Source organism: Massilia sp. Mn16-1_5 (assembly GCF_004798585.1).
Lineage (GTDB): Bacteria > Pseudomonadota > Gammaproteobacteria > Burkholderiales > Burkholderiaceae_D > Telluria.
Window position 1 is genome coordinate 193,544 of record NZ_PPXQ01000007.1, and the last position, 26,494, is coordinate 220,037.

At 62.3% G+C, this 26,494-nt stretch carries 19 protein-coding genes; 13 read left to right on the forward strand and 6 right to left on the reverse strand.

The window, feature by feature from the left end; genetic code table 11:
• The first annotated feature begins 168 nt into the window (after positions 1–168).
• The 3 genes from C2862_RS10535 to C2862_RS10545 are packed head-to-tail and all read left to right on the forward strand — an operon-like array spanning position 169 to position 6,602.
• Entirely contained in the window at positions 169–2,817 is a 2,649-nt protein-coding gene (locus C2862_RS10535) for a TonB-dependent receptor (RefSeq protein ID WP_229467371.1), read from the forward strand.
• A gap of 4 nt (positions 2,818–2,821) precedes the next feature.
• Positions 2,822–5,308, forward strand: coding sequence for a family 20 glycosylhydrolase (locus C2862_RS10540; protein ID WP_136220073.1), 2,487 nt, complete (start codon positions 2,822–2,824; stop codon positions 5,306–5,308).
• Positions 5,301–6,602 (forward strand): AmpG family muropeptide MFS transporter, encoded by a 1,302-nt coding sequence (locus tag C2862_RS10545; RefSeq protein ID WP_136220074.1) that lies wholly within the window; start codon positions 5,301–5,303, stop codon positions 6,600–6,602. The genes C2862_RS10540 and C2862_RS10545 overlap by 8 nt, the downstream gene beginning before the upstream one ends.
• Here C2862_RS10545 and C2862_RS10550 read toward each other — a convergent pair.
• On the reverse strand, positions 6,589–7,491 hold the full coding sequence (locus tag C2862_RS10550) for a helix-turn-helix domain-containing protein (protein WP_229467372.1): 903 nt from the start codon (positions 7,489–7,491) through the stop codon (positions 6,589–6,591). The two genes, C2862_RS10545 and C2862_RS10550, sit on opposite strands and share 14 nt — an antisense overlap.
• Before the next feature lie 231 nt (positions 7,492–7,722).
• On the opposite strand from C2862_RS10550, the gene C2862_RS10555 reads away from it, so the two are divergent.
• Complete coding sequence (locus tag C2862_RS10555) at positions 7,723–9,789, forward strand: M13 family metallopeptidase (RefSeq protein ID WP_136220075.1); 2,067 nt, start codon at positions 7,723–7,725, stop codon at positions 9,787–9,789.
• 141 nt (positions 9,790–9,930) lie between these two features.
• A complete protein-coding gene (locus tag C2862_RS10560; protein WP_136220076.1) occupies positions 9,931–11,028 on the forward strand; it encodes a S9 family peptidase in 1,098 nt (365 codons plus the stop codon).
• Here the strand turns inward: C2862_RS10560 and C2862_RS10565 are convergent.
• From C2862_RS10565 to C2862_RS10575, 3 genes are all read right to left on the reverse strand, one after another.
• Complete coding sequence (locus tag C2862_RS10565) at positions 11,025–11,876, reverse strand: CAP domain-containing protein (RefSeq protein ID WP_136220077.1); 852 nt, start codon at positions 11,874–11,876, stop codon at positions 11,025–11,027. The genes C2862_RS10560 and C2862_RS10565 overlap by 4 nt on opposite strands.
• Before the next feature lie 20 nt (positions 11,877–11,896).
• Positions 11,897–12,295: a hypothetical protein gene (locus C2862_RS10570; RefSeq protein WP_136220078.1), complete on the reverse strand. Its 399-nt coding sequence runs from the start codon at positions 12,293–12,295 to the stop codon at positions 11,897–11,899.
• A 168-nt stretch (positions 12,296–12,463) separates the two neighbouring features.
• Positions 12,464–13,453 (reverse strand): LysR family transcriptional regulator, encoded by a 990-nt coding sequence (locus C2862_RS10575; RefSeq protein WP_136220079.1) that lies wholly within the window; start codon positions 13,451–13,453, stop codon positions 12,464–12,466.
• A 166-nt stretch (positions 13,454–13,619) separates the two neighbouring features.
• On the opposite strand from C2862_RS10575, the gene C2862_RS10580 reads away from it, so the two are divergent.
• The 7 genes from C2862_RS10580 (at position 13,620) to C2862_RS10610 (ending at position 23,847) form a co-directional block, all read left to right on the forward strand.
• Positions 13,620–14,711, forward strand: coding sequence for an alkene reductase (locus C2862_RS10580; protein ID WP_136220080.1), 1,092 nt, complete (start codon positions 13,620–13,622; stop codon positions 14,709–14,711).
• Between the two features lie 135 nt (positions 14,712–14,846).
• Positions 14,847–15,245: a VOC family protein gene (locus C2862_RS10585; protein ID WP_136220081.1), complete on the forward strand. Its 399-nt coding sequence runs from the start codon at positions 14,847–14,849 to the stop codon at positions 15,243–15,245.
• Positions 15,246–15,551: 306 nt separating this feature from the next.
• Entirely contained in the window at positions 15,552–19,391 is a 3,840-nt protein-coding gene (locus tag C2862_RS10590) for an RHS repeat domain-containing protein (protein ID WP_136220082.1), read from the forward strand.
• Positions 19,388–21,424 (forward strand): NBR1-Ig-like domain-containing protein, encoded by a 2,037-nt coding sequence (locus C2862_RS10595; protein ID WP_136220083.1) that lies wholly within the window; start codon positions 19,388–19,390, stop codon positions 21,422–21,424. Before C2862_RS10590 ends, C2862_RS10595 begins: the two co-directional genes overlap by 4 nt.
• A gap of 307 nt (positions 21,425–21,731) precedes the next feature.
• A complete protein-coding gene (locus tag C2862_RS10600; RefSeq protein ID WP_136220084.1) occupies positions 21,732–21,926 on the forward strand; it encodes a tyrosine-type recombinase/integrase in 195 nt (64 codons plus the stop codon).
• Between the two features lie 596 nt (positions 21,927–22,522).
• Positions 22,523–23,146: a hypothetical protein gene (locus C2862_RS10605; RefSeq protein WP_210735948.1), complete on the forward strand. Its 624-nt coding sequence runs from the start codon at positions 22,523–22,525 to the stop codon at positions 23,144–23,146.
• Positions 23,147–23,169: 23 nt separating this feature from the next.
• On the forward strand, positions 23,170–23,847 hold the full coding sequence (locus C2862_RS10610) for a hypothetical protein (RefSeq protein ID WP_136220086.1): 678 nt from the start codon (positions 23,170–23,172) through the stop codon (positions 23,845–23,847).
• Between the two features lie 216 nt (positions 23,848–24,063).
• On the opposite strand, the gene C2862_RS25230 is transcribed toward C2862_RS10610, so the two are convergent.
• Positions 24,064–24,240 carry a hypothetical protein gene (locus tag C2862_RS25230; protein ID WP_168710038.1) on the reverse strand — a complete coding sequence of 59 codons (177 nt, stop codon included), beginning with the start codon at positions 24,238–24,240 and terminating at the stop codon, positions 24,064–24,066.
• Positions 24,241–24,324: 84 nt separating this feature from the next.
• Positions 24,325–25,329 carry a S41 family peptidase gene (locus C2862_RS10615; protein WP_168710039.1) on the reverse strand — a complete coding sequence of 335 codons (1,005 nt, stop codon included), beginning with the start codon at positions 25,327–25,329 and terminating at the stop codon, positions 24,325–24,327.
• On the opposite strand from C2862_RS10615, the gene C2862_RS10620 reads away from it, so the two are divergent.
• Positions 25,328–26,494 carry a branched-chain amino acid ABC transporter substrate-binding protein gene (locus C2862_RS10620; RefSeq protein WP_229467374.1) on the forward strand — a complete coding sequence of 389 codons (1,167 nt, stop codon included), beginning with the start codon at positions 25,328–25,330 and terminating at the stop codon, positions 26,492–26,494. The two genes, C2862_RS10615 and C2862_RS10620, sit on opposite strands and share 2 nt — an antisense overlap.

The following is a 26,494-nucleotide window of genomic DNA, read 5'->3' on the forward strand; positions in this document are numbered from 1 at the left end:
GCATGTCCGAAATAGGCCACAGCCCTGCGCTCAGCAAGATTTGACAAACATGGCGCTCGAAATGACAACACAATGCGGTCCATACGAAGAGAGAGGCGCCGGCCAAAAGCGCCCGACGAATTCGAAACGGGTTTGCACGCACAATCGAACGAATGTTTTGGAGAGAACATGAACCAGTTGATGGCACGGCAGGAGTACAGGGTCACGGCGATCGCCGCGGCGGTGATGGTGTTGACGCTGAGCGTGGCGCAGCAGGCACGCGCACAGCAGGCCGAGGGCGAAGCCGGCATGCAGCAGGTCGTCGTCACCGGCGTGCGCGCCGCGCTCGAGCAGTCGCTGCGCCAGAAGCGCAATGCCGACGGCGTGGTTGAAGTCGTCACCGCCGAGGACATCGGCAAGATGCCCGACAAGAACGTGGCCGATGCCATCCAGCGCCTGCCGGGCGTGAACACGCAGTCCTCGGCCGGCGGCGAAGGCGGCTTCGGCGAGAACGACCGCGTCAGCCTGCGCGGCACCAGCCCCAGCCTGCAGCAAACCCTGTTCAACGGCCACGCCATCAGCACCGGCGACTGGTTCCTGCTGAACCAGATCGGCGGCAACGTCGGCCGGTCCAGCAGCTTCTCCCTGCTGCCCTCGGAACTGGTCGGCTCGATCGTCGTGCAAAAGAGCGCCAGCGCCGACCTGGTCGAAGGCGGCGTCTCCGGCGCCATCAACGTCATCACGCGCCGTCCGCTCGACTTCCGCCAGCCGCTCACGGTGGAGGGCTCGATCCAGGCCAACTACAACGACCTGTCGGGCAAGACCGAGCCGCACGTCTCGGGACTGGTGGCCTGGAAGAATGCGGACAATACCGTCGGCTTCCTGCTGCAGGGCTTCAGCGAAAAGGCGGCCGTGCGCCGCGACGGCCAGGAGATCCTCGGCTACACGCCGATCGCTGCCACCAGCGCGGCGGCGGTGGCCGATCCGCGCCTGGCCGGCGTGCTGGTGCCGACCTTCATCGGCGCGACCCTGTTCGAGCAGACCAAGAAGCGCAGCGGCGGCGCCTTCGACGTCGAGACGCGTCCGATGCGCGGCCTGAGCCTCGACCTGAACGGCTTCTATTCCGAACTCAAGGCGCCGCACCAGAACACCAACTGGCTGGCCGCGCCCGCCAATTCGATCAACAGCGCCAACCAGATTCCACAAAATCCGGTTGTGCGCAATAACACCCTGGTCGGCGCCGGCTTCGCCGTCAACAACGGCGAGGTGGACAACATCTACCGCCCGAACGCCGGCGGCGAATCCTGGTATCTCGACTTCAACGGCAAGTACAAGGTCAACGACGACCTCACTGTCTCCGGCAAGCTCGGTAAAACCCATGGCGTCGGCTACGACCGCGACGACGTCTTCTACCAGAACAACGTCGACGGCGGCATGGTATATGCGCTCAACGGCCTCTCGCCGGCGACCGTCAGTTACCCGGGCGGGAATACCACGTCGCCAGGCAGCACGGCCTGGGCCGGCGGCGGTGAGGCGCAATCGGTCGACCAGGAAAAGTATGCGCAGCTCGATGCCGATTGGCGCGTGCGCGATTCGATGGTGACGAACCTGCGCTTCGGTGCGCGCTTCACTGACCACCACCGCACTGCCGAACACCCGCTGGAAACGCGTCCGGGACCGCTCGGCTTCAGCAATCCGGGCCCAAGCTGGAGCGGCCAGATGTACCCGTCGGATTTCGCGAACGACCTGGGCGGCAACCTGTCCTCGAACTATTTCAAATACGACGGCGCGGCCCTCGGTGCCTGGGGCGCGGTGCCGGGCAACCGGCTGCTCGACTACACGCTGCGCCACAACTGGATGGACGAATTCCAGGTCGGGGAGAAGACCAGCGCCCTGTACGGCATGGCGGAATTCGGTGTCGATCGCTGGAGCGGCAACGTCGGCCTGCGCGCCGTCGAAACGCGCCAGACCACGGTCGTGAACCTGCCGGGCGGCCCGAATCCCATTACCGGCTCCGCCTTCGGGCCCTACACGCCGACCACGTTCAAGCGCACCTACCGCGACTACCTGCCGAGCGTGAACCTCAAATTCGATGCGCGCGAGGACCTGGTGCTGCGCGCGGCCGTCGCGAAGACCATTGCCCGTCCGGACTACTCGGCTCTGGGCGGTTCGGTCTCGCTGAACGACGACGCCCTGAGCGGCAGCGGCGGCAACGTCAATCTCGATCCGGTCCGCTCGACCAACTTCGACCTCTCGGCCGAGTGGTATTTCGCACCGAAGGCGCTGCTCTCGGCCGGCCTGTTCTACATGGACCTGCGCTCGATCGTGGCCCAGGGCACCAGCACCGGTACCTACTACAACAACAAGAGGAGCGCCCCGGCCGAGTACCAGATCACCTCGCCCTTCAACACCACCGGCAAGAACAAGGGCGTGGAACTGAGCTGGCAGCAGCCCTTGTGGAACAACTTCGGCTTCCTCGCCAATTACACCTTCGCGGACGGCGAACTCGACGACGGCGGCGAGCTGCTGAACTCTTCGAAACGTACCTGGAACCTGACCGGCTACTTCGAGAACGAGCGCTTCAGCGCGCGCCTGGCCTACAACTTCCGGTCGGCCTACAAGGCGGGCGTGGACCGCGGCGCCAGCCAGCACGTGGACGACATGGATTCGCTGGCCGCGTCCGTCAACGTGAAGCTCACCGAGCAGCTGACGCTGACCTTCGATGCGCTCAATCTCACCAACGAGACCATCAAGATGTACGCCGAGAACAAGGACCGTCCACGGGCCTTCTACTCGAACGGCCGTACCTTCTACGTCGGTTTGCGCGGAAAACTCTGAGCCGATGCCGACGACACCTCCGGGCCCGCCATGCGGCGGCGTCCCGGTTGCGATCGACTGGGAGTGTGTGGCGAACGGCATCAATGGCCCTCATGGCGACCGTTTCGCCGCGCGGCTGACGCTGCGTAATGCCTCCACCCGGCCGATCGCACCGGGCTGGCAGATCTACTTCAACACCTGCCGCAAGGTGCTGCCGGAAACGGTCGGCGCAGGATTCAGGATCGATCACGTGAACGGCGACCTGTTCCGCCTGCGTGTCCTCGATGCCGCGTCCTGGCTGCCTGGCGATCGCTTCGAAATCGGCTACCAGGCGCGCTTCTGGGCGATCAGCCGCACCGACGCGCCGCTCGGGTTTTACCTGGTCACGGTGGGAGGGGAGGTGATCGACCTGGGCGACCCGCGCATCGCGCCGTTCACGCGGCCGGAGCAGCTGCGGCGCAGTCCGGACGATGTCGTGCCGACGATGGATGCGGCGCGGCGCTTCGCCGTCAACGCCGCCGTGTCACTGTTGCCCTCGGATGAAGTGGGACGCATCACGCCGCAGCCCTTGTTCGCCAGTTTTAAAAATGAGACGTGCCGCATCGGGTGTGATTCCGCCGTGCGCTGCGAGGCGGGGCTCGAGCAGGAAGCTGCTTGCCTGAACGCGTTCCTGGCCGGCCTGCCGCCCGGCGGGTCCGGTGTCGCCATTGTGCTCGAGACGGGCTTCGTGGATGCGGCATCGCCGGCGCCGCACGAGGCCTACCTGCTCGAGATCGATGCGGCGAACGTGCGCCTGCGCGGCACCGGCGCCCATGGCGTCTTCAACGGCGTGCAGACGCTACGCCAGCTGGTCGGCAGTGACGGCAGCCTGCCGCAAGGACGCGTCCTCGATGCGCCGCGCTTTGCCCATCGCGGCATGATGCTCGACGTCGCGCGCCATTTTGCCGATGTCGAAACGGTGCTGCGCCTGCTCGACTGCATGGCGCTCTTCAAGTTGAACCGCTTTCATTTCCACCTGACCGATGACGAAGGCTGGCGTCTGCCGATCAGCTCCCTACCCGAATTGACCGAGGTCGGTGCGCGGCGCGGCGTCAGCAGCGACGGCAGTCCCTGCCTGCCGCCTTCCTTCGGCTCCGGCGCCCGTGTCGACGCATCGGCCGGCAGCGGCCATTACACGCACGCCGAGTTCATCGCCATCATCCAGTATGCCCATGCGCGTCACATCGAGGTGATCCCCGAATTCAACATGCCGGGCCACGCGCGCGCCGCGGTGCAGGCCATGCGCGTGCGCCACGAACGCCTGCTGGCGGACGGCGACATCGAAGGCGCCAACGCTTACCGGCTCGACGATCCCGACGATGTTTCCGTCTACGAGTCGGTGCAGCTCTGGCACGACAACGTGATCTGCATCGCGCGTCCCTCCGTCGACCGCTTCATCGAGACCGTGGTGGCCGAAGTGGTCAGCCTGTTCCGCCAGGCCGGCGTGCCGCTGCGCGCGATCCATACCGGTGGCGACGAGGTGCCGCAGGGCGCCTGGCTCGGCTCGCCCCTGTGCCGCGCGCGCATGGCAGAGCAGGGCTGGAGTGATGTCGCCGAACTGCGCGCGGACTTCGTTGCCCGCTGCCGCGCCATCCTCGCGCGCCACGGCCTCGCGTTCGCCGGCTGGGACGATACGGCCCTGGTCGCGACAGGACAGGGCGTGGCCGCCGATCCGCGCTTCGCCGGGCCGGGCTTCGAAGTCTACGTCTGGAACAACGCCACCGGCTCGGGCCAGGAAGACTGCGCCTGGACGCTGGCGAATGCGGGCTACGAGGTAGTGCTGGCGAATGCTTCGCACCTGTATTTCGACCTGGCCTATGCCAAGGATCCACAGGAACCGGGTTACTACTGGGCCGGGTTCGTCGATACCCGCAGCGCCTTCGTCTTTTGCCCGCTCGACCTGGCGGCGCTGCCGGGCGTCGACCAGATGGGGCGTCCTCTGCGTCCCGCAGCGCGCGCGCGCCTGGTGCGCCTGGCGCAGCCCGGCCGCGTGCGCGGCCTGCAGGGCCAGCTGTGGGGAGAAAATGCCCACTCGCGTGCACGCATCGAATACCTCGCCACGCCGCGTCTTCTCGCTCTGGCCGAACGCGCCTGGAGTTCCGACCCCGGCTGGCACGGCATCGCCGACGAGACCGAGCGCGCGCGTCGCATCGCCCTGGCCTGGAACGAATTCGCCAACCGCCTCGGCCGGCATGCGCTGCCTTTCCTCGATGCTGCGCTGGCCTATGGCTACCGGCTGCCGCCACCCGGCGCCATGCTGCGGGACGGACGGCTGCATGCGAATACCGCCTTCCCGGGCCTGGTGCTGCGCTACACTCTCGACGGCAGGGAGCCCGATGCCGGCAGCATGCGCTACCGCGAGCCGGTCGCCGTGCCCGCCGGCGCCGCGGCCTTCAAGATCGCCAGTTTCGACACGCGCGGACGCAGCAGCCGCGTGGTCACCCTTCCGCTGAAAGACCGTACCGATGCCTGACGTTCCGATCGCCGCTGTGCCGGCTGCATCTGCCCGCCACCCGCTGGCCTGGGTGCCGACCCTCTACCTGGCGCAGGGCTTGCCGTTCTACGCGGTGGCGCTGGTGGCGGGACTGATGTTCAAGAGCATGGGCGTGCCGAATGAGCAGATCGCGCGCTGGACCGGGGTGCTGGGCCTGGCCTGGGTGTTCAAGGCGCTGTGGAGTCCTTTTCTGGAACTGGCACGCAGCCGGAAGCGCCAGGTGGTGTTCTTCCAGCTGCTCGGCGGCGCCGCCCTGGGCGCGCTGGCGCTGGTCCTGCAGCTCCCTGGCTGGTTCGGCATCACGATTGCGCTGCTGGCCGTGGTATCGCTGGCCTCGGCCTCGCACGACATCGCGGCCGACGGCCTGTACATCGCCAGCCTCACTGCGCGCCAGCAGGCGGCCTATGCCGGCTGGCAGGGCGCCTTCTTCAATGCCGCCAAATTCCTGTCCCTGGGCGGGCTGGTGATCCTGGCCGGCTACCTGGAGGCGCGCATCGGCACCAGCACTGCCTGGACAGTGGTGTTCTGCCTGCTGGGCGCCAGCCTGGCCGGACTGGGCCTGTACCACAGCTGGGCGCTGCCGGGCACTCTGAGCCCGGCGCCTCAGGCCGGCTCGACCCGCGCCGTGGTGCGCACGCTCATTGACGTGATCCGCGCCTTCTTCGCCAAGGACGGGATCTGGATGGCGATCCTGTTCATCGTCCTGTTCCGCGCGGCCGAAGGCCAAATCCAGACCATCGGTCCGCTGTTCCTGCGCGATGCGCGCGCCGTCGGCGGGCTGGGACTGAGCACGGCCGAAGTGGGCGCCGTCTACGGCACGGCCGGCACGGTGGCCTTCCTGGTCGGCTCGATCGCCGGCGGCTATTTCACGGCCTGGATCGGCCTAAAGCGCGCGATGCCCTTCCTGATCCTGGCGATGAACCTGCCGAACTTCGTCTTCTACTATCTGAGCACGGCGCAGCCGGATGCGCTGCCGGTCATCGCGGTGGCGCTGGGCGCCGAGATGTTGGGCTACGGCTTCGGCTTCGTCGGCGTGATCCTGTTCATCATGCAGGTGGTCGCGAGCGGCAAGTACCAGACCGCCCACTATGCGCTGGGCACCGGCTTCATGCAGCTCGGTTTCGTGCTGTTCAAGGTGATCAGCGGCGACGTCCAGCAGGCGCTGGGCTACCGCTCCTTCTTCCTGTGGGTACTGGCCTGTGCGCTGCCGGTGCTGGTACTGAGCTGCTTCATCCGGCTGGACAGCACGGAGAAAGGCCTCAGCGCTTCTTGACGGGCAGGGCCAGCCAGCCGCGCCAGCTGCCGTCAAGTCCGCGCTCGACCTTCTGGATGTGCGGGCGCGTGCTGTCCAGGCGCCAGAACTCCTGGCGATCCAGCCAGTCCTCGTACATCGAACGGAAACGCGGCCACTCGCCCGCGAAGTCGAGGCAGGCGTAGCTGCCGGCGGGCAGGGTGCGCGTCCCCAGGCTCGGGTCGGGGCGGCAGTCTCCGGCGAAGCCGAAGTCGTAGCAGTATTCGCGTTCGCCGGTGAAACCGGGATCCTCGTCGAACACGCCGTACCAGGGCGTGCCGGGCGCGGTGTCGCCGCGCCGCTCGCGCTCGCAGATAAAGTCGTTGCAGGCGATCGACAGGGCGGCGCCAGACTGGCCGAAGAAGCGCTGGTAGCGCAGGTGGATGGCCGGCAGCGGCTGCACGCGGATGCGTGCGGCCACGCTGCCCGGCTCGGGTGGACAGTAGGGCGCCAGGATCACGTCGAGGTTGCCCGGCTCCGCGACAAAGAAGCTGACGTCGCTCTCACGTCCGACCTGCTGGTCCATGTAGCTGCGCCAGCCGCCTTCGCGCCAGGCCTTGGCCGACATCGCGAACTGCTGCTTGAAGGCCTTGGCAAAGGCGGCGTTCGAGGGAAAGCCGCAATCCTGGGCGATGCGCAGGACCGACACGTCCGGTTCGTGGCGCAGCAGGTGGGCGGCGCGGCGCAGGCGGCGCTTTCTCTGGTATTCGACGGCGGAAAAGCCGGTCAGCTCGCGGAAGATGCGGTCGAAGTGGAAGGAGGAGTAACTCGCCGAGGCGGCCAGGCTTTTCAGGGCCAGCGGATCGCCCACCGAGTCGAGCATCAGGTCCATCACTTCGTACAGACGGGAGACGCGCGAGGTCGGTTTCACCGTGCCTCCCCGGCGCAGGTGCAATAGAGTGCAAGGGCTGATCTTGAACGCGGCATCGACGGCATCTCGGGCTAAGTTGACGCCATTATGGCTGAAGTCCCGGCCAATGGCGAACCGCCCGTCAATACAGGCGTTGTGCAGGCGCGGCATGCATATGCGAATGACCTTCCCATGGCTTGTCTCTTCCATTAGGATCGCTCGATTACAACAGTCATTGACGGAGAAAAAAACATGAAGCGTACCCTGTGCAGCAGCCTGATCGCGGGCTTGTTCGTGGTGAGCGCCCACGCCGGCGCCCACGATGCCACGGCCACCGCAGCGCCATCGTCGGCCGCCGCAGCCGCGGTGTCCGGCGTCGACACCGGCGCCATCGACGCCGGCGTACGGGCACAGGACGACTTCTTCCGCTACAGCCAGGGCAAGTGGCTGAAGGACGTCGAGATTCCGTCCGACCGATCGAGCTGGGGCGCCTTCAACATCGCCCAGGACAAGGTCGAAGGCCAGGTGCGCGCCATCATCGAGCAGGCCGCTCTCGACAAGGAGGCCCGTAAAGGATCGGCTGCGCAGAAGATGGGCGACTACTACGCCAGCTTCGTCGACGAGGCGCGCCGTAACGAACTCGGTCTCACGCCCCTGAAGGGCGAGCTGGCACGTGTGGCGGCGCTGAAGGACAAGCGCGGCATCGCGGCCCTATCGGCGCACTTCTCGCGCCTGGACGCCGGCGCGCCGCTCGACATGTACGTCCACCAGGACAACAAGGACTCGACCCGCATGATCGTCGACGTCAGCCAGTCCGGCCTCGGTATGCCGAACCGCGACTACTACCTGCAGGACGAAGCGCGCCTGAAGGACATCCGGTCCAAATACCAGGCCCACGTCGAGAAGATGCTGGCGCTGGCCGGTCACGCCAACGCGGCGCAAGAAGCTGCCCGGGTCCTGGCGCTGGAAACCGAGATCGCCCGTGTGCAGTGGAGCGCGGTCGAGAACCGCGATCCGGTCAAGGGCTACAACAAGATGAGCTTCGCCCAACTGAAGAGCCTGACGCCGCACTTCGACTGGACGGCCTGGGCCAAGGGCGTGGGCGTGCAGGGCAAGGTCGATTCGCTGATCGTCAGCCAGCCGACCTATCTCGCGGGCCTCGACAGGATCATCGTCGCCACCCCGCTGGATACCTGGCGCGCGTACTTCGCATTCCGCCTGCTGAGCGCCTACGCGCCTTACCTGTCGCAGCCGTTCGTCGACGAGAGTTTTGCTTTCCGCGGCAGCGTGCTGTCGGGCGCGAAGGTGAACCGCCCGCTGGAGAAGCGCGCGATCGCCCAGGTCAACCGCGACCTGAGCGAAGTGGTGGGCAAGGCCTACGTCGAGGCGCACTTCCCGGCCGAGCGCAAGCAGCAGGTCGAAGCGATGGTCAAGAATTTTATTATCGCCTTCCGCGAAGGCATCCAGACCCTGGACTGGATGACCGACGAGACGAAAAAGCAGGCGCAGTTGAAACTGTCGAAGATGAAGGCCAAGATCGGCTATCCGGACAAGTGGCGCGATTATTCGCGCCTGGACATCGCGCGTAACGACCTGGTCGGCAACGTGATGCGCTCGCGCGAATTCGCGCACCAGTACGGCATCGACAAGCTGGGCAAACCCGTGGACCGCGCCGCCTGGCACATGTCGCCGCAGACGGTGAACGCCTATTACAGCCCCGAGCTGAACGAAGTCGTGTTCCCGGCCGCGCGCCTGCAGTATCCGCTGTACGACGCCGACGCCGAACCGGCAATCAACTACGGCGCGGTCGGCATCTCGATCGGCCACGAGATCAGCCATGCCTTCGACGACCAGGGCTCGCAGTTCGACGGCGACGGCAACCTGCGCAACTGGTGGACGAAAGAGGACGCGGAAAAATTCGCCGCGCGCGGGAAAGTGCTGGTGGCGCAGTACGGCGGCTACAGCCCGCTGCCGGGCTACAACCTGAACGGCGAGCTGACCCTGGGCGAGAACATCGCCGACAATGCCGGCGCCATCATGGCCAGCCGCGCTTATAAAATCTACCTGAACGGCAAACCGGCACCGGTGATCGACGGCTTCACCGCCGAGCAGCGCCTGTTCATGGGCCTGGCCCAGGCACGGCGCGGCAAGGCGCGCGACGCGGCCCTGATCTCGCAGGTGAAATCGGATCCGCACTCGCCGGCGGAATTCCGCGTCAACGGCAGCATGCGCAACCACCCGGGCTTTTATGAAGCCTTCGACGTGAAACCGGGCGACAAGATGTACCTGGCGCCGGAGCAGCGCGTCATCTTCTGGTAAGAGGCTTGCGGTATCCGGCGCCGGCACATGTCGGCGCCGGATACAAACGATTACACACTTTTACGCCGATTGTGACATTGCGCGTAAATTCAGGCGTGGTGCGGATGCTAGAGTGGACGTTTCCTTTGTCCGCCGACACGCATGAAGATGCGCTCCCATCCGCGCTCCCGTCATTTTCTGCGCCTGGCCTGCTTCCTGGTCCTGGCTGCCGCCGCCTGGTTTGCGTACGTCCGCCTGCAGCTGCCTGCGCGGCCGCAAACGCCGGCGGCGCCGCTGCCGTATGCGGTACAGCAGGTCGAGTACGATAACGACAGCATCGGCCTGGAGGGCACGCTGACCGTGCCGCGCACGCCGGGCCGCCATCCGGCCGTGGTGCTGATTCCCGGTTCGGGCGAAGTGGACCGCGACGGTTCCCTGTTCGGCCACCGGTTCTATGCCGTGCTGGCCGACGACCTGACGCGGCGCGGCTTCGCCGTGCTGCGCAGCGACAAGCGCGGCATCGGCCGCTCGCGCGGCGAGTTCGCGCGCGCGACCAGCCTGGATTTCGCGGCCGACGTCCAGGCCGGCCTGGCCTTCCTGCGCACCCGCCCGGACATCGATCCCGAGCGTATCGGGCTGATCGGCCACAGCGAAGGAGGACTGGTCGGCAGCATCGTCGCGGCCAAGGCGCCGGGCATCGCCTTTCTCGTGCTGATGGCGGGGAATGGCGTGCCGGCCGACCAGATGCTGCTGGCGCGCACCCGCCGCCAGCTGGCGCAGGAGCCTGCTGCGCGCCTGGAGCGCGAACTGGCCTTGCAGAAGGCGGTGTTCGCGGCAGCGACGGCGCCGGGCAGCGAGGCCGAGCGTGCGGCCAAGGTGCGCACGCTCTACCGCGCCGCCGCCAGCCGGTACGGCCGCCCCTACTCGGAGGACGAAGTCGCGCCTTTCCTGACGCCCTGGATGCATACGCTCCTGAAGATCGATCCCCAGTTCCTGCTGCGCCAGGCTGCCTGTCCGGTACTGGCCCTGGTCGGTGACAAGGACGAGGTCGTGACGGCGGGCGACAACATCCCGGCCCTGCGCCAGGCGCTGGCCGCCAACCCGCGCGCGCGGGTAGAGCGCCTGCCTGGCCTGAACCACTTCTTCCAGACGGCGCGCACCGGTGCGCTGTCCGAAGTGGCCGGGATCGAAGAGACGATGTCGCCGCGCGCGCTGGCGCTGATCGGCGACTGGGCCGAACAACAGGCGCAACAGCTCTAGCGTCTTGTCCCGAACACCTGTGTCCAGTAGACGAAGCCGGGCAATTTCGCGCGGCTGATGTCGTAGCCCGCGCCCATCTCGGTAAACAGGGGATTCATCAGGTTGGCGCAGTGGCCGGGACTTTCGATCCAGCCGGCCACCGCTTCGGCCGCGGAGGTCTGTCCCGCCGCGATGTTTTCCCCGACCAGGCGCCAGCTGTAGCCGGAGCGGGTGGCGCGCGAAGCGACCATGCTGCCGTCCGATCCCTGGTGTCCGAAGTGGCGGCGCGCCGCCATGTCGCGGCTGTGCGCCAGCGCCGCCGCGGCCAGCGCATCGTTCCACGCGACCGCCGGCGCCGCGCCAAAGGCGCGCTCGCCGCAGTTGCGCGGCACGGCGCGCGCGGCATTTACCGCGTCCAGGATCTCGCGGCCCACCTCGCTTTGCTCCGGCAGTGTGAGCGGCAGCAGTGGCCGTGCCAGCACGATGGTCCATTCGTCGCCCTCGCGCGTGGCGCCGATATCGCGGTACTCGGGATTGAGCAGCACCCGGCAGTAGGGCTGGCGGATCAGTTCAATGACGCCGGCCTCATCCTGCGCGCCGCGCGCCGAAATGACTTCGACCTGGGCCGCGTTGTAGCCGGCGCGCTCGACCGCGTATTCTGGAAAGGTGCCGGCGCCGATGCGTACGCGCGCCAGCCGCGGGTCGCTCTTCAGGGCCGGCGCCGGCGCCGGCCGGGCACCGCCACAGGCGCCGGGAGCGGCGCGCATGGCATTGACCAGCGCGACCAGGCGCGCGTCGTTCTGCGCCTGCGCGCTGCCGGCAAGGAGCGCGGCAGCGGCGAGGAAGGGTTTGAACGCGCAGTAGCGCATGGCGAAGGCCGCCGCCGAGGTCAGCGGCGGCAGGAGAGGCGCAGGGAGTCGCCCTGGCGCGCGACTACTCTCAGCGGCTCGCTACCGTCGCAACGGTAAACGATCTGCAGGCGCTTCACCTTGCCGGGAGCGGAATCACCGCATAGCCGGTCATTGGCGACGACGACACCACGATTGCGTTCAACCTGGTCACGCACGGACCGGCGCGCGTTACAGACGGAGCCGCGCACGCCGTAATTGGCTTCCACGATGTGCAGGCCGCCCCTGCCCGGGCCCGGGCCACGCCCGTCGAGGGCCGCGGCATAGCCGTCCTCGTAACCACGGCGATAATCGGCGCTCTGGGCAAAAACGGACGTGGAGGCGGCAGTCAAGGCCAGGACGGCGGCGATGCGCATGATGTGTTGTTTATGAATGTTCATGGGTTCTCCTTTACTCAACCGGTTCTCAGCTTATTCCGAACACTCGGACTGCTCTGTTCGTATGACCACAGTGTGTCAGCGAAACCCGGAAAAATCTGCCGCCTGACTGTAAGTAGGGTTTCAATCTGTAAGCAGGGGAGGAGACGTGGCGCAGCTTGTGCGGGGATTTCAGCCCTGGCTCCGGCTTTTGGCGGTGCCGGGCTTGCCGAGCGCATCATGCGGTGCCTTGCTCAGTGCGCCATCGGCTGACAGCATCGGCGAGATGTCCGGATCGCGCGCGAAGGCTTCCGCGAAAAACGAGACGAAGTGGCTGATCTTCAGCGAAGGCCGGCGCGCCGGCTGGAAGACGACGTTCAGCGGCAGCGGCGGCAGCCGGTACCGCGTCAGAATCGGTTTTACGCGCCCCGCGCGGATGTCGTCGCCGTAGACCCACTGCGGCGTGTAGCAGATGCCGAGACCTTCGACCACGGCCTGGCGGATCGCTTCCGAACTGTTCGACTGCAGATGGCCGTTGACGCGCACCGAGTGCTGCTGCCCGTCCTCGTCCTGGAAGCTCCATTCGTTCATCGTCGCCAGGCCCGTGTAGACGATGCATTGATGTTCGCGCAGCTCGCGCGGATGCTGCGGCTCGCCGTGGCGTTCCAGGTAGGCAGGGGAGGCCAGCGCGGCGCGGTGCGCGGTGCCGATGCGGCGCGCGATCAGGCGGCTGTCCTTCAATTCGCCGACGCGGAAGGCGACGTCGATCCCGCCCACGACCAGGTCGACGAAGCCGTCGTCGAGCTGCAGGTCGATCTTCAGCTGCGGGTAGCGCTCGAAAAAGGCGGGCAGGCGCGGCACGATGTGCAGGCGCCCGAAGGAGACCGGCGCCGCCACCCGCAGCACGCCGGCGATGTCGTTCTCGGTGCGCTGGATCTCGACCCGCGCTTCTTCCAGCGTGTCGAGCACCTGGCGGCAGCGCTCGTAGTAGCGCTTGCCCGCTTCGGTGAGCGCGTGGCTGCGCGTCGAGCGCACCAGCAGCTTGGCGCCGAGCAGGCTTTCCAGGGCCTGGATCTGCTTGCTGATGCTTGACTGGGTCGCGCGTTCCTCGCGTGCGACGGCCGAGAAGTTGCCGGTCTCGACGACCCGGACAAAGATTTCCATCAAGCGCAGCCGGTCCATTTTATACCTCCATCTATTCCTGGTTGGAATAGATATTATCATTCGTGCGGTCTACCCACGCGTGAGCGGAATACGCATACTGTCTATTGTCGTGACCGCCGGTGCTTCCTCCCGACAGTGCAGCAACCGGCGGTCCAGTTATTCCAACATTCAGCAAGGACCGAACATGACGCAGAAACTGTTTCAGCCTACCCGTATCGGCGACATCGACGTTGCCAACCGTGTCGTGATGGCGCCGCTGACCCGCAGCCGTGCCGACGAGGCCGCCGGCGACGTGCCGGGCAGCCCGATGAACATCGAGTACTACCGCCAGCGCAGCAACGCCGGCCTGATCATCAGCGAAGGCACGCAAGTTTCGCCGGTGGGCAAGGGCTACATGGCTACCCCGGGCATCTATTCGGATGCGCAAGTCGAAGGCTGGAAGCCGATCACCCAGGCCGTTCACGATGCCGGCTCGAAGATCGTGGCCCAGATCTGGCACGTCGGCCGCGTGACCCACCCGAACCTGACTGGCGGCGTGCAGCCGATCGCGCCTTCGGCCGTGACGCCGAAAGTGGTCGCTTACACCCATGAAGGCAAGGTCGAGGCGCCGGAACCGCGCGCCCTGGCGCTGGACGAGATCAAGGACATCGTCGAGGAATACCGCCGCGGCGCCGCCAACGCGATCCGCGCCGGTTTCGACGGCATCGAACTGCACGGCGCCAACGGCTACCTGATCGACCAGTTCCTGCGCGACGGCGCCAACAAGCGCACCGACGAATATGGCGGCTCGATCGAAAACCGCGCCCGTTTCGCGCTGGAAGTCGTGGATGCCGTGGTCGCCGAGATCGGCGCCGGCCGCGTCGGCATCCGCCTCTCTCCGGTGACGCCGGCCAACGACTTGGCCGACAGCAACCCGCAAGCCGTCTTCGCTTACCTGATCGAGGAACTGAACAAGCGCAATATCGCCTTCATTCACTTCATCGAAGGCGCCACCGGCGGCCCACGCGATATTCCCGGCTTCGATTTCGCCTGGGCCCGTAAAGCCTTCAAGGGCACGTATATCGCGAACAACGGCTATACCCGCGAGATGGCGATCGATGCGGTGGAATCGGGCGCGGCGGATGCGGTGGCCTTTGGCCGGGCGTACATCGCCAACCCGGACCTGGTGCAGCGCCTGAAACTGAATGCGCCGCTGAATACGCCGAATCCGCAGACCTTCTATGTGCCGGGCGAAGCGGGGTATATCGATTATCCGACGCTGGAGCAGGCAGCCTGAATGCCTGAACGGTAGCAAAGCAAACGCCAACCCTCGGGTTGGCGTTTTTATTTTCAACAACGTGTCGATTTCGGGCATCATCGTTCGTCGTCAGGATGCATCACCTATCCATTCCACCTTAGAGACGAGGACCGCATGAACAAGCAAGTCATCTTCAATCTTCCAGTCAAAGACCTGGAAAAATCCAAAGCCTTCTTTGCCGCGCTCGGCTTCGGTTTCAATCCCGATTTCAGCAACGAGCAGGCAGCGTGCATCGTCGTGCTGGAAGACAGTATCTATGCCATGCTGACGACCGAGCCCTTCTTCAAGTCCCTGATCAACAAGCCCGTCGTCCAGGCGAAAGAGGCCAACGAGGTCGTCATCTGCCTGAGCTGCGAAAGCCGGGAAGAAGTCGACAGCCTGATCGCCAAGGCCGTCGCCGCCGGCGCCCGCATTCCGCATCCGCCGGAAGACCACGGCTTCATGTACGACCAGGGTTTCGAGGATCTGGACGGGCATCTGTGGAATCTGGTCTGGATGGCGCCCAAGGGATAATTTGCTTACAGGCTGGCGAGAGCCAGCTCGGTCAATTGCATCATCAGGGCAGCTAACGATTAGTGAAGCAAATGTCCCAACCAAAATGAAACTTTTCTTCTCGCGGTAGACAGTGTGACAATTGGATAGATTTTTTCCTGTCGGAAATCGATATAGTGTATGCATTGCCCCGCGAGAGGCGCCTCTCTATAAGCGATTCCCATGCACAATTCCGTTGCTCCATCGTTTGTAAGTTCTGCCCGTCCTCCTCTCCTCAAACTACTCATTGTCTCTGTCTGTGCAAGTCCGCTTTGCTATGCGGACACCATGTACACCGATCTAAACAAGCTTTTTAAGTCATCGAGGCAGGTAACAACCTTAGGCCCTTCCTTGTTCGGGGATAAGGTCAGCCTTTACACAGGGGCGCTCGAGTTTGTCCAGACCGACGTTAGTCTTCCGGGGAATAGTCGCCTGCCGGTTTCTGTCGGACGTCGTCTGATTGCTGGCCAAGATTCGAAAAACGGATTGTTTGGGGCCTGGGATCTTGAAATTCCTCACCTGCACGGTGTTTATTCAAAATTCCGGGGTTGGGTTCCTGCGTCCAGGGATGTCAATGAGCGCTGTTCGAATTTCAGTGAACCAGCGTATGAAAGCGGCAGTTACGGTTCGCTGTCTGGATGGAACGGTACTGAATTCTGGCAGGGCAGTTTTTTGTATGTCCCAGGTATCGGTGACCAGGAGCTGTTGAGGCGCTCGCCCACCAACACCATTGCTCCGCTTGGCAATAGTTATCCCATCGTTACCCGCAACAATTGGCAAATCCGTTGCCTTGCCTCGATGGATCCACGTAACGGAGAAACAGGACAAGCTTTTGTTGCGGTTTCCCCGGACGGCACTGAATATCAATTCGACTGGATGGTCAGCCGAGATTTGCCGAATCTCACGAAAGCAAGCGCGGCCCCTGAGCTCAGCTTGAGGGAATCCACTTCGAGCTCCTTGTCGGTGAGTCGCATTGGCGGAGACGACGTGACGCCGATGGCGATCGGTGGTAACGCACTGGCAAGAAAGGAAGTATGGATCCTTCCAACGAAGATAACTGATCGCTTCGGTAACTCGGTCACCTACACATATGACACCGTCAATAAATGGCAGTTACAACGCATTGTCAGTAATGATGAAAGCGGGACGCCACGTCAGATCACCTTTAGCTATCTGACACCTGGATCGACAACATCTCGACTCGTTAGCTCGGTGTCGGACGGAACCCGCACTTGGACCTATCGCTATGGCGGTTCGGATGGGCGCGGACCACTTACGACCGTCACCATGCCAGATAACTCGACCTGGCAGTTGGCCGAGCTCGAAAAGCTGGCCACCGGCATCGATTACCTTGGCGACGGTAATTGTGAAGAGCCGGGGATGGTCAATCGCTTCACGCTAACGGGCACGGCGACCCACCCTTCTGGCGCGCGTGGCGAATTCGTTCTGAATCCAGTCAGGCATGCACGGGTCGGTGTGCCACGGGATTGTCGTGAATATCTCGATCCCTATGCGGCAGTACCTTATCAGCCGAACCAATTCGATACCTTCGCATTGACAAAGAAGACCATTACCGGCCCGGGATTGCCTGCGATGGAATGGGTTACGACCTATCCCGCTCCCGCGCCAGGCTGGGCTCCATGGAACGGGCAGAATGGATCCAAGCAGGTAGAGGTACGTGGTCCGGATGGCCACGTTACGCGGCATATTTTTGGCACCGTCTTCATGCAAGACGAAGGGCAAGTACAGGCGGTCGAGCATATCGATGCCATTCAGGGACTGCTTCGGCGAACGTCCACCCAGTACACACAGCCCGTTTCGCCACGTGGCACGAGCGACCAGCGGCGCGGTGACGGCGAGATGGCGGCGAGGGTGTATGAAGTCAACCGCCGTGAGATCGCTCAGCAGTCAACCACGTTCCTGTGGCAAGCGACTGCCTTCAATGCTTATGCCCAGCCTACGACAGTCGTGAAGTCAAGCAGCCAGGGTACATCCCGCACCGAAGTGACCACCTACGACAACAACCTGTCGAGATGGGTACTTGGGCAGATTGCGACAGTGACGGAAACGAGTACGACGCCAGGCACGGAGATCGTGCGCAATGGCTACAACGGCGCGACAGCCAACCTCGAATCCATCTCTCGCTTCACCTTGCCGGAGAAAACTTTCACCTATCACGCTGACGGAAATGTCGCCGGTGAAAAAGATGGCCGCGGCTATGAAACGACATATACCAACTACCGCCGCGGCATTCCTCAGAATGTTTCTTTCGCCGACGGCAAAACGACCAGTGCTTCAATTAACAATCTGGGCGGGATCGACTGGACCGTCGATCCGACGGGCGCGAGAACCGATTTCGGCTACGACGCCATGGGCCGCTTTGCGTCCATCTCCTATCCGGGCGGCGACCCCGTCACCTGGAAGCCAACGACCCTGGTCTTCGAGCAAGTCTGGATGCCTGAATTCGATCTGCCTGCTGGCCATTGGCGCCAAACCGTCACAACTGGCGCCGGCATCGAAGCCAATTATTTCGATGCCTTCTGGCGGCCAGTCTATTCGGTACGCTGGGACAACGATAACCGGCCCGCAACCGAGCGGCTCGTCATGCACCAGTACGACGCCGACGGTAGAAGCACCTTCGATTCGTATTCGGTTCGCTCGTACGGCGGGACTCCCCAGGGCGTACGCCGCGGCTACGATGCGCTCGGCCGCCTGGTCTTTACCGAAACCGACAGCGAGCTCGGCCTGCTTCGTTCGACCGTCTGGTATGACCCCGCTGTATTCCGCAAGACCCAGACGGATGCATTGACTCATTCGACCACGTATGAATTCCAGGCCTTCGACCAGCCATCGGAAGACGCCGTCACCCGGATCACGGCGCCCGAAGGCGTCCTGGTCACGATTGGACGGGATTTGTTCGACAAGCCCTTGTCGATTACGCGCAGCGGCGCAGGAAAGAGCCTCACACGCAGCTATCAATATGACCGTTACCAAAGACTGACGAAGACGGCCGAGCCGGAAACTGGGGCGACGCTCCAGGGCTACGATGCCGCGAACAATGTGGTCTGCCGCGCATCGGGCCTGTCGCTTGCTGCGGCCATTGCGTGCGATGACGCAGCAGTGCCATTGGCGAAACGGACGACATTTGGCTACGACGAACGCAACCGCCTGAAGAGCACTACGTATGGCGACGGCAGTCCCGCCATTACCCGTACGTATACGGCCGATGGGCTGCCGGACACCATCTCGTCCGGCGGGTCGGTCTGGACCTATGCATATAACAAGCGGCGCCTGAATACCGGCGAGACGCTGGCGTATGGCGGAAACACGTATCGCATAGGCCGCAGCTACGATGCCAACGGTTCGCTTGCGCAGCTCGCGTACCCATTCGACCTGACGCTCAACTACAACCCGAATGCGCTCGGCGAAGCGCGCCGGATCGGCGGCTACGCCACCGATATCCAATACCATCCCAACGGTGCAGTGGCGGGTTTCGTCTATGCGAACGGCATTCGCCGCGAGCTGCAGCAGTATTCACGCGGCCTGCCCAAACAGGCGATCGATACGGGCGTACTGAACGAGTTCTATGTGTACGACGCCAATGGCAACGTCACGCAAATCGACGATCGCCAGCAGCAGCTCGCAAGCCGCACGATGACGTACGACGACCTGGACCGCTTGCGCAACGTGTCGGCACCAAGCCTGTGGGGCACGGCCGTCTATACCTACGATGCGATCGATAACCTGGTCTCGACCTCGATCAGCGCAGGCGCCAATGCGCGTACGCTCACCCACGCTTTCAATTCGACCACGAACCGCCTCGACAGTACTTCCGGCGGACCGGCCAATTTCAACTTCGCCTATGCCTACGACGACCAGGGCAATGTCACGCAGCGTGGCGCGCAGACCTACCGCTTCGACCAGGGGAACCGGCTGACCGCCGCCGATGGGCGGGCAAGCTATGCCTATGACGGGCTGGGTCACCGCGTCAGTACCGTTGGCACCGACCAAGTCAACACCCTGCAGATCTATACGAAGGCGGGCCAGCTGCTGTATTCCGGTCCGCCCGATGGAAGCGGTACCAAGTACATCTACCTGAACAACCACGTCATCGCGGAGCAGAAATGATGGCCGTCCTTCGCTTCGCTCAAGCAGTTCAACTGTCTGCCAAAACTTACCTGGTGTGGGTGATGCTGGCACTGCTCATCTCTTGGGCTGCGCCGGTCAGCGATACGTATGCCCAGACGGTAACGGATAACGCGACCATGATGCGTGCGCCGCCGCCTCCGGACGAGGATGCCCCGCCTTTTAATGACGCGCGCGGCGTGATTCAGGATGTGCCACGGACCATGATCACCAATCAGGTCTATGACGTGTGGGTCATGATGAAGAACACCGGCACCCTTGAGTGGAATTCATGGGGGAACTATAGGCTCGGTGTGATAGGCGGCGATTACTGGGGGATTGGTCGTGTCGAATTGCCGGGAATCGTCCCACCTGACAGTTCACCGACGTTCCGTTTCCAGGTCAGGGCACCATCGACACCGGGTACCTACACGTTCCAGTGGAGGATGGTGCAGGACGGTGTCGAGTGGTTCGGCGTGCCCAGCACAGCGGTGACGGTAACTGTACGGGATCCGATCAACAACGCAAGCTACGTCAGCCATTACCAAACCACGGAAATGCAGACCGGCCAGCGTTATGACGTGTCGGTCACCATGTACAACAATGGTGAATCGACGTGGTCGCGCGCGCTTGAATACACCTTGATGGCACAAGGCCCGCATAACAACACAACATGGGGCTTTAACCGGGTGCCTTTACCGGTGGCAGAAGTCCGACCGGGCGAAAGCGTCACCTTCACGTTTCCGGTCACGGCGCCGGCAACTGCTGGCGCTTACATTTCCCAATGGGGGATGCAGCGCGAGCGCTACGGTTCGTTCGGAGTAAGCACCAATGCGGTATCGGTCAATGTCACGGCGCCCTACAACGACGCGCAGGTTGTAAGTGTCAATGTTCCGGCGCGCATGCAGACCAGGCAGAGCTATAACGTCGCGGTGACGATGCGAAACAGCGGCACCACAACGTGGGCACCGGGCGCGAATTACAACCTGGGATCGCAGAACCCGCACGATAACCAGATCTGGGGTCTGGGCCGGGTTGCTGTTGCGACGCCGGTCGCGCCAGGCCAGCAATATACCTTCAACTTCCCCGTAACGGCACCGGCGCCAGGCGACTACACCATGCAATGGGGGATGGTGCAGGATGGTGTCCAATGGTTTGGCCCAGGCGCCAGTAGCCCGGTCACGGTCACCGAAGACCTGAGCCGCGTCACCTTCATCCACACGGACGGCCTGGGCAGTCCGGTGGCGCGCACCGACGGCAACGGCAACCCCGTCAGCCAATCGCGCTACGAGCCTTATGGCTACGTTGCCAGCGGGGCGACGCCGACGATTGGTTTCACAGGGCATGTGAACGATGCCGATACGGGGCTGACGTACATGCAGCAGCGGTATTATGATCCGGTGGCGGGGAGGTTTTTGAGCATTGATCCGGTGGTGACGGATGCGAATACTGGATCCAGCTTCAATCGGTATGCGTATGCGATAAACAATCCATTTAAATTTATTGATCCTGATGGTAGGAAAGAGGAACAGCGCGAGATTACGCCCGAGGACAGGCGTAGGGCCAGAGAAGAAGCCAGAAAGATCTATGAGGAAACAAGAATCACGACACAAAGATGTGCTGAACAAACGTGCACAAATAGTGAAAATGCGGTAGCTGCGTTGCAAGGGATCTGGTCTGTATTCACTGGCGCAGGTAATAGCATTAGATTCGTGGCGCGCGGAATTGGTGTTTTGGGTCCTGAGGAAAAGAAAAAATGGAACGAGGAAAGCAAGCGTGTTGATGATTTTGTATCGCGATACAGAAACGATCCCGCATTTAAGCGTGAAGTTGATCAAGGCGCTCGGGATGTGGCCGGTAAAGTTTTAACTGAAAACAGTAATGGTGCTGGGAAAGCCTATATTTCTGCCAGAGCAGCCACAGGAATTATTACGGGTTTGGGTCCTGCGGCTGTGATAGGCGATACAGTTCGCGCTGTCGAACAAGGTAACGGCATGGCCGAGAGTTTGATTAGTGGGGGTATCCTTGGAGAGTGAGAATAAAATGGCTTTGGTTAGAAACTGGCGGTCCTGTTATTACGCTATCTTGGCATTAGCATCTTCGTTGGCTTTTGGCGTGGTTGGATATTGGCTGTGGAGCAATTGGTTTTTGTTGGCAATTTTTGTTTTTTCAGTGTATTTCTTTGGGGGGTTTCGGTTTTTGCCGTTTAAGACGGCTGCTCAAAAAACATTTTCGCTGGGAGCGTTTTTAGGTTGTCTTGTCAGTTCGATCGTCTTTTTTTTCGGCGCATTCTAGAAATTTTAGAGTGGTTGAACGAGCGGAGTCAGAAACAGTTCGTGCCACCTGTTCCGTCACGCCTGCGCCACCCACATGCTGGAGAACGGCGCCGATGTCCGCTTCATCCAGGCGCTGCTCGGGCACGCCAACCTGGGCACGACGGAGATCTACACGCGGGTGGCGATCGTCAAGCTCAAGCAGGTGCATGAGGCGACCCATCCGGCCCGTCTGCACGACCCATGCGCCGGCGAGCAGGCGTAGAACCCTGGTCAGGCCCACAAAGCGCGCTCGTTCCTCGCTTGCCGCCGCGCTTCGCCGTCAGTCGGAAAACAACCACGCAAAGGCACAGCCCCTCCGGGGTAAATCGCGCGTGCCGCGCGCTTTAACATAACGCGGCATTCTGTCAAATCGGCCCATTCACTACGCTGCGCTGCGTTCGGTGGGCCGATCGCTGCGCGCCCTGTGGGTTGACAGAATAGGCGTTATGTCTTGCGCCCCTGCGGGTCTGCCAGGCCAATGCGTGCGCCTCCGGCGCATGGTTTTGTCCAGGCGCTGCGCGCAGTCCACCATACGGGGTGAAGCCAGTCAGGCGCACAGGGCGCGCTCCTGCGTCGCTTGCCGCCGCGCTTCGCCGTCAGTCAGACGAAATCCACGCAAACCCAACCCCAACGGCCAAGTCGGGCCATTAATAAACAGGCAAAAAACAGCTTGTCGCGCGCGCGTGCGCGAGCCAAAATCGCGTCTAGGGAAAAATTCGCTCTTTACGCACAATCCGCCAGCAAAACCCTGCGCCAAGTCCTTGAAGGGTCTAGGGAAATCGGTTCGCCTACGACAAACGTATGTCGGGTGGACGATTCTTGAGCATCGACCCGGTGGTGACAGATGCGAACACGGGAAGCAGTTTCAACCGCTACAACTACGCAAAAAATAATCCTTTCAAATTTTTAGATCCAGACGGGCGCAGCGCAAGCGAACCTAAGGATATCTGTGCTGGTTTAAGCCGGATGAATTGCGGAACGGTAGAGTCATCTACCGCTGGGAGGCCTAAAGAATTTTATGACCGTTCGGGTGTCGGTCCTAATCTACGCGGCAATGAAGCAGTCGCAATTGTCGAGGATGAGTTGGTATCGCAGGGGTTTATCGTTTTGGGTCGCGAAGTTGTAGCGACGACAAAAGGACTAGAGTATACCAGACGTTATGATCTTGTAGTGCTAAATCCAGTTTCAAAAAACACATTTGGAGTAGAGATAAAATCAGCATTGTACGGTCCACTTAAGCTTAATGAGAAGCAAGTGACCTTCGATGTGGGCGTGATTAAAAACGGCGCGGTTACAACACGAGGCATAGAATTCGATGGCATTATGTACCGAGGTGTTGACTTTGGAACGAAAGTTCAATCGGTCTTCCGATCAGCAACATTACTAGATAAGCTTAAGGAGGCGGGAGTTTTTCCGGCATTGACTAAACCCCCGCATCTGTGACTAGTCAATACAGAAAGTGAATTATGAATGTAGCATCAGGAATTTGCGAAATATTAAAAACCAAAGGCTATGAGCCTATGGCATCAGTGCTAAAAGGGAAAAAAGACTTATGGTTCAGACGTATTGGGGAAAATAGTGATATTGAGCACTTTTTGTCATTGGAATATAAGCCAACCGCGAAGGCATATGCGGTTCACGTGGGTGTGGAAAGCATTTGTGCGAAAAATTTTTTGAAGGAGAACCTACCGGTAATACGCCCGTTTTTAAGCAGCTCACTCCAAGAAAGTTCTTTCCTCCTCCACTCTCCGTGCTGGACTCTTTTCGATGCTGGACGCGCTCTGCGATGGCCGGCAGTCTATGTGATCCCAAACCCTAAAGAACCAGAAAGCTGGCCGCTTATGATGGAGGAATTCTTTGATAAATTTCTTGAGCCTTTATTCTTGCCCATTTCGAATGCCAGCGATATTCGAACTTTGTTGTTTAGAACGGAACCTCCATTCGAATGGATCGTGTCTCCAGCCGTGCTGCGAGCAGCCGAGGTAATAGCATTAAGTTGTATCGACGGGCTTGGGTCGGAGGAAATAATGTCTAGTATTATTCCTTTCGCAGATGATATAGAAATAAAGTTAGCGAAAGGAAAGAAGGTCACCACGTTTGTCGATACCTTGATCAGTACTTTCGCCGTGACTAGGGCGCACTGAATACGAAGGAGGCAAGTGTGTAGATTGCGTGCGTGGTCCGGGTCCGAAGCCCGGTGTCAGGTCTGATATTCAGACACGAACTCTGCCTTAATCTACGATCTCGCTTTGCTCTGCAGAAGCCGCAACCGCAGATTGAGGGCTGGATGATACATAACGGGCGGTACGCTTGCTCCGCTGAATAAGAAACGCCAACCCGAGGGTTGGCGTTTTGTCGATTCACTGCCTGAGCGTATACACCGCCGGCTCGCTCTCCCCCTTTTCCACCATCGCCAGCGCCCGCTGCAGGCTGTCACGCAAGCCCTCGTCCTTGTTCGTGGCAATCAGCTGCTTCAGGATAGCCACGTGCGCCGTCTGCTGGGCCTGTGCGGCCGGCACCGCGATATCCGGTTTCACGCCGACCTGCTCCCAGCTGGTCTTGGTGACCGGATTGATCGCCTGCCCCCGTGGGATGGCGACGACGATGCCATGTCCAATGCTCTAAGGGCCGACCGGGTTGGCGCCGCCACCCGTGGTTTCGCCGACGAGGGTCGCCCGTTTCTGCGTTTGAAAATCGTAGGCGCATTCCTCGCCGCCGGAGAAGGTACGGGCCGAGGTCAGCACGTAGACGGGTTTGTCGTAGCGTTGCGTGATCGCGGGGTTGGTCCAGTATTGCTGGGTGGTGTTGGTCGGCCGGTCATAGAGGTCGTTCAGGTGGCGCTCGTCGCCCATCGGGAAGAAATGGCTCATCAGGTAGGCGACGCTGGCCGGACGCCCGCCGCCATTGCGGCGCAGGTCGAGGATCAGCGCGTCCGTTCCTGACAGCAGGCTGATGGCGGCGGTATAGGCGGGGCCGACGAATTCGGTCGGCCCAAAGCCGCGCAGATCGATATACCCGACATTGCCCATCAGGCGTTCCACTTTCTCGATGCCATAACCCCGCTGCGCCATCCGGTCACGGATTGCTTCCATTTCCGCCCGGGTCGGGAAACCGTCATCGCTCCGTTCGCGAAAGCGCTCGTCATGGTCGGTGCGGAAATGCTTGTCCTTGCTCAGCTCGCGCAGATCCTTCGAGAGTGCGGCACTGAAGGCCTGCGCGCTCGTTGCCGCGGCATAGCCGCCGTCGGCGTTCTTCTTGACGATGGCGGCGGCGACCCGTTCCGCCACATCGGGCAGGACATAGTTGGCTTTCAGTTTGGTTGCCAGCGTCTGCACGACTTCCTGGCGTGCGGCACTGTTCAAGGAGGCATCCGGTACCGCGAAGGCTTGGTGCGACAACAGACTGCCGACGACGAATGCTGCGACTGCAAGGTTCCTGACTGCCATGCCTGCCTCCAGAGAGAAGATGATCGATGTCGTTTCAGATGCAGGAGCGTAGCGGATGAGCAGGTAGAAGACCCGGGCCATGTGACGAACGGCCGAAAAGATGGGTCGAAGGAGCGTTTGCTTCGGATTAACGAATCGGACATCAGCCGGCTCGGCAGTACAATCGAGCGCACCGTTCATGAAAACATTCGCCATGCATCAGCCTGCCATCCTTGCCGCCGTGCTCGCGCTTGCCGCGGCGCCCATCCACGCCCAACCCGCCGCCAAACCCCTGCAAGTAAAAATCGGGACCGCGTCCCCGCTCTCGGGTACCGGCGCCCACCAGGGCAAGGACATCGAAAACGGCGCTCGCATGGCAATCGACGAACTCAATGCGAAAGGCATCGTGCTCGGCGGCCGCAAGGTACAGTGGGTGCTGCAGCCGGAAGACGACGCGGCCGATCCGAAGACCGGCGCCGCCGTCGCCCAGAAGCTGGTCGATGCCAAGGTGGCGGCCGTGGTCGGCCACCTGAATTCGGGCACGACGGTGCCGGCCTCGAAGATCTATGCCAACGCCGGCATCCCGCAGATTTCCCCGGCCGCGACCACGCCGCTCTACACCCATCAAGGCTTCAAGACCGCTTTCCGCGTGGTCGCCAACGACAACATGGTCGGGCGCACGCTGGCGAGCTATTCGATGAACACCCTGAAGGCGAAGAAGATCGCCGTGATCGACGACCGCACCGCCTTCGGTCAGGGCCTGGCCGACGAATTCGTGAAGGGAGTAAAAGCCGGCGGGGCAGGGGCGAGCGTCGTCAGCCGCCAGTTCACCAACGACAAGGCAACCGATTTCAATGCCATCCTGACCCAGATCCGCGCACGCGATCCGGACGTGATCTTCTATGGCGGCATGGACGCGGTGGCCGGCCCGATGCTCAAGCAGATGAAGGCGCTCGGCCTGCGCGCGAAATTGGTGTCGGGCGACGGCGTCTGCTCCGAGAAGATGCCGCAACTGGCGGGCGACGCCCTGGTCGACGACAAGGTGTTCTGCGTCGTCGCGGGAGGGGTCGAAGGTCCGCAGGAAGCCGGCATGCAGGCCTTCGTCCAGCGCTACCAGCAGCGCTACAAGATGCCGCTGCAGACCTATGCGCCTTACGCGTACGACGCCGTGATGGTGTTCGCGAAAGCCATGCAAACGGCGAACTCGAGCGAGCCGGCGAAATTCCTGCCGGCCCTGGCCGCCATCCAGTACGACGGCGTCACCGGCCACATCGCCTTCGATCCGAAGGGCGATTTGAAAAATGCGGCGCTGACGCTGTACACCTATCGCAAGGGACAGAAGACCAAGCTGCAGGTGCTGCGCTAG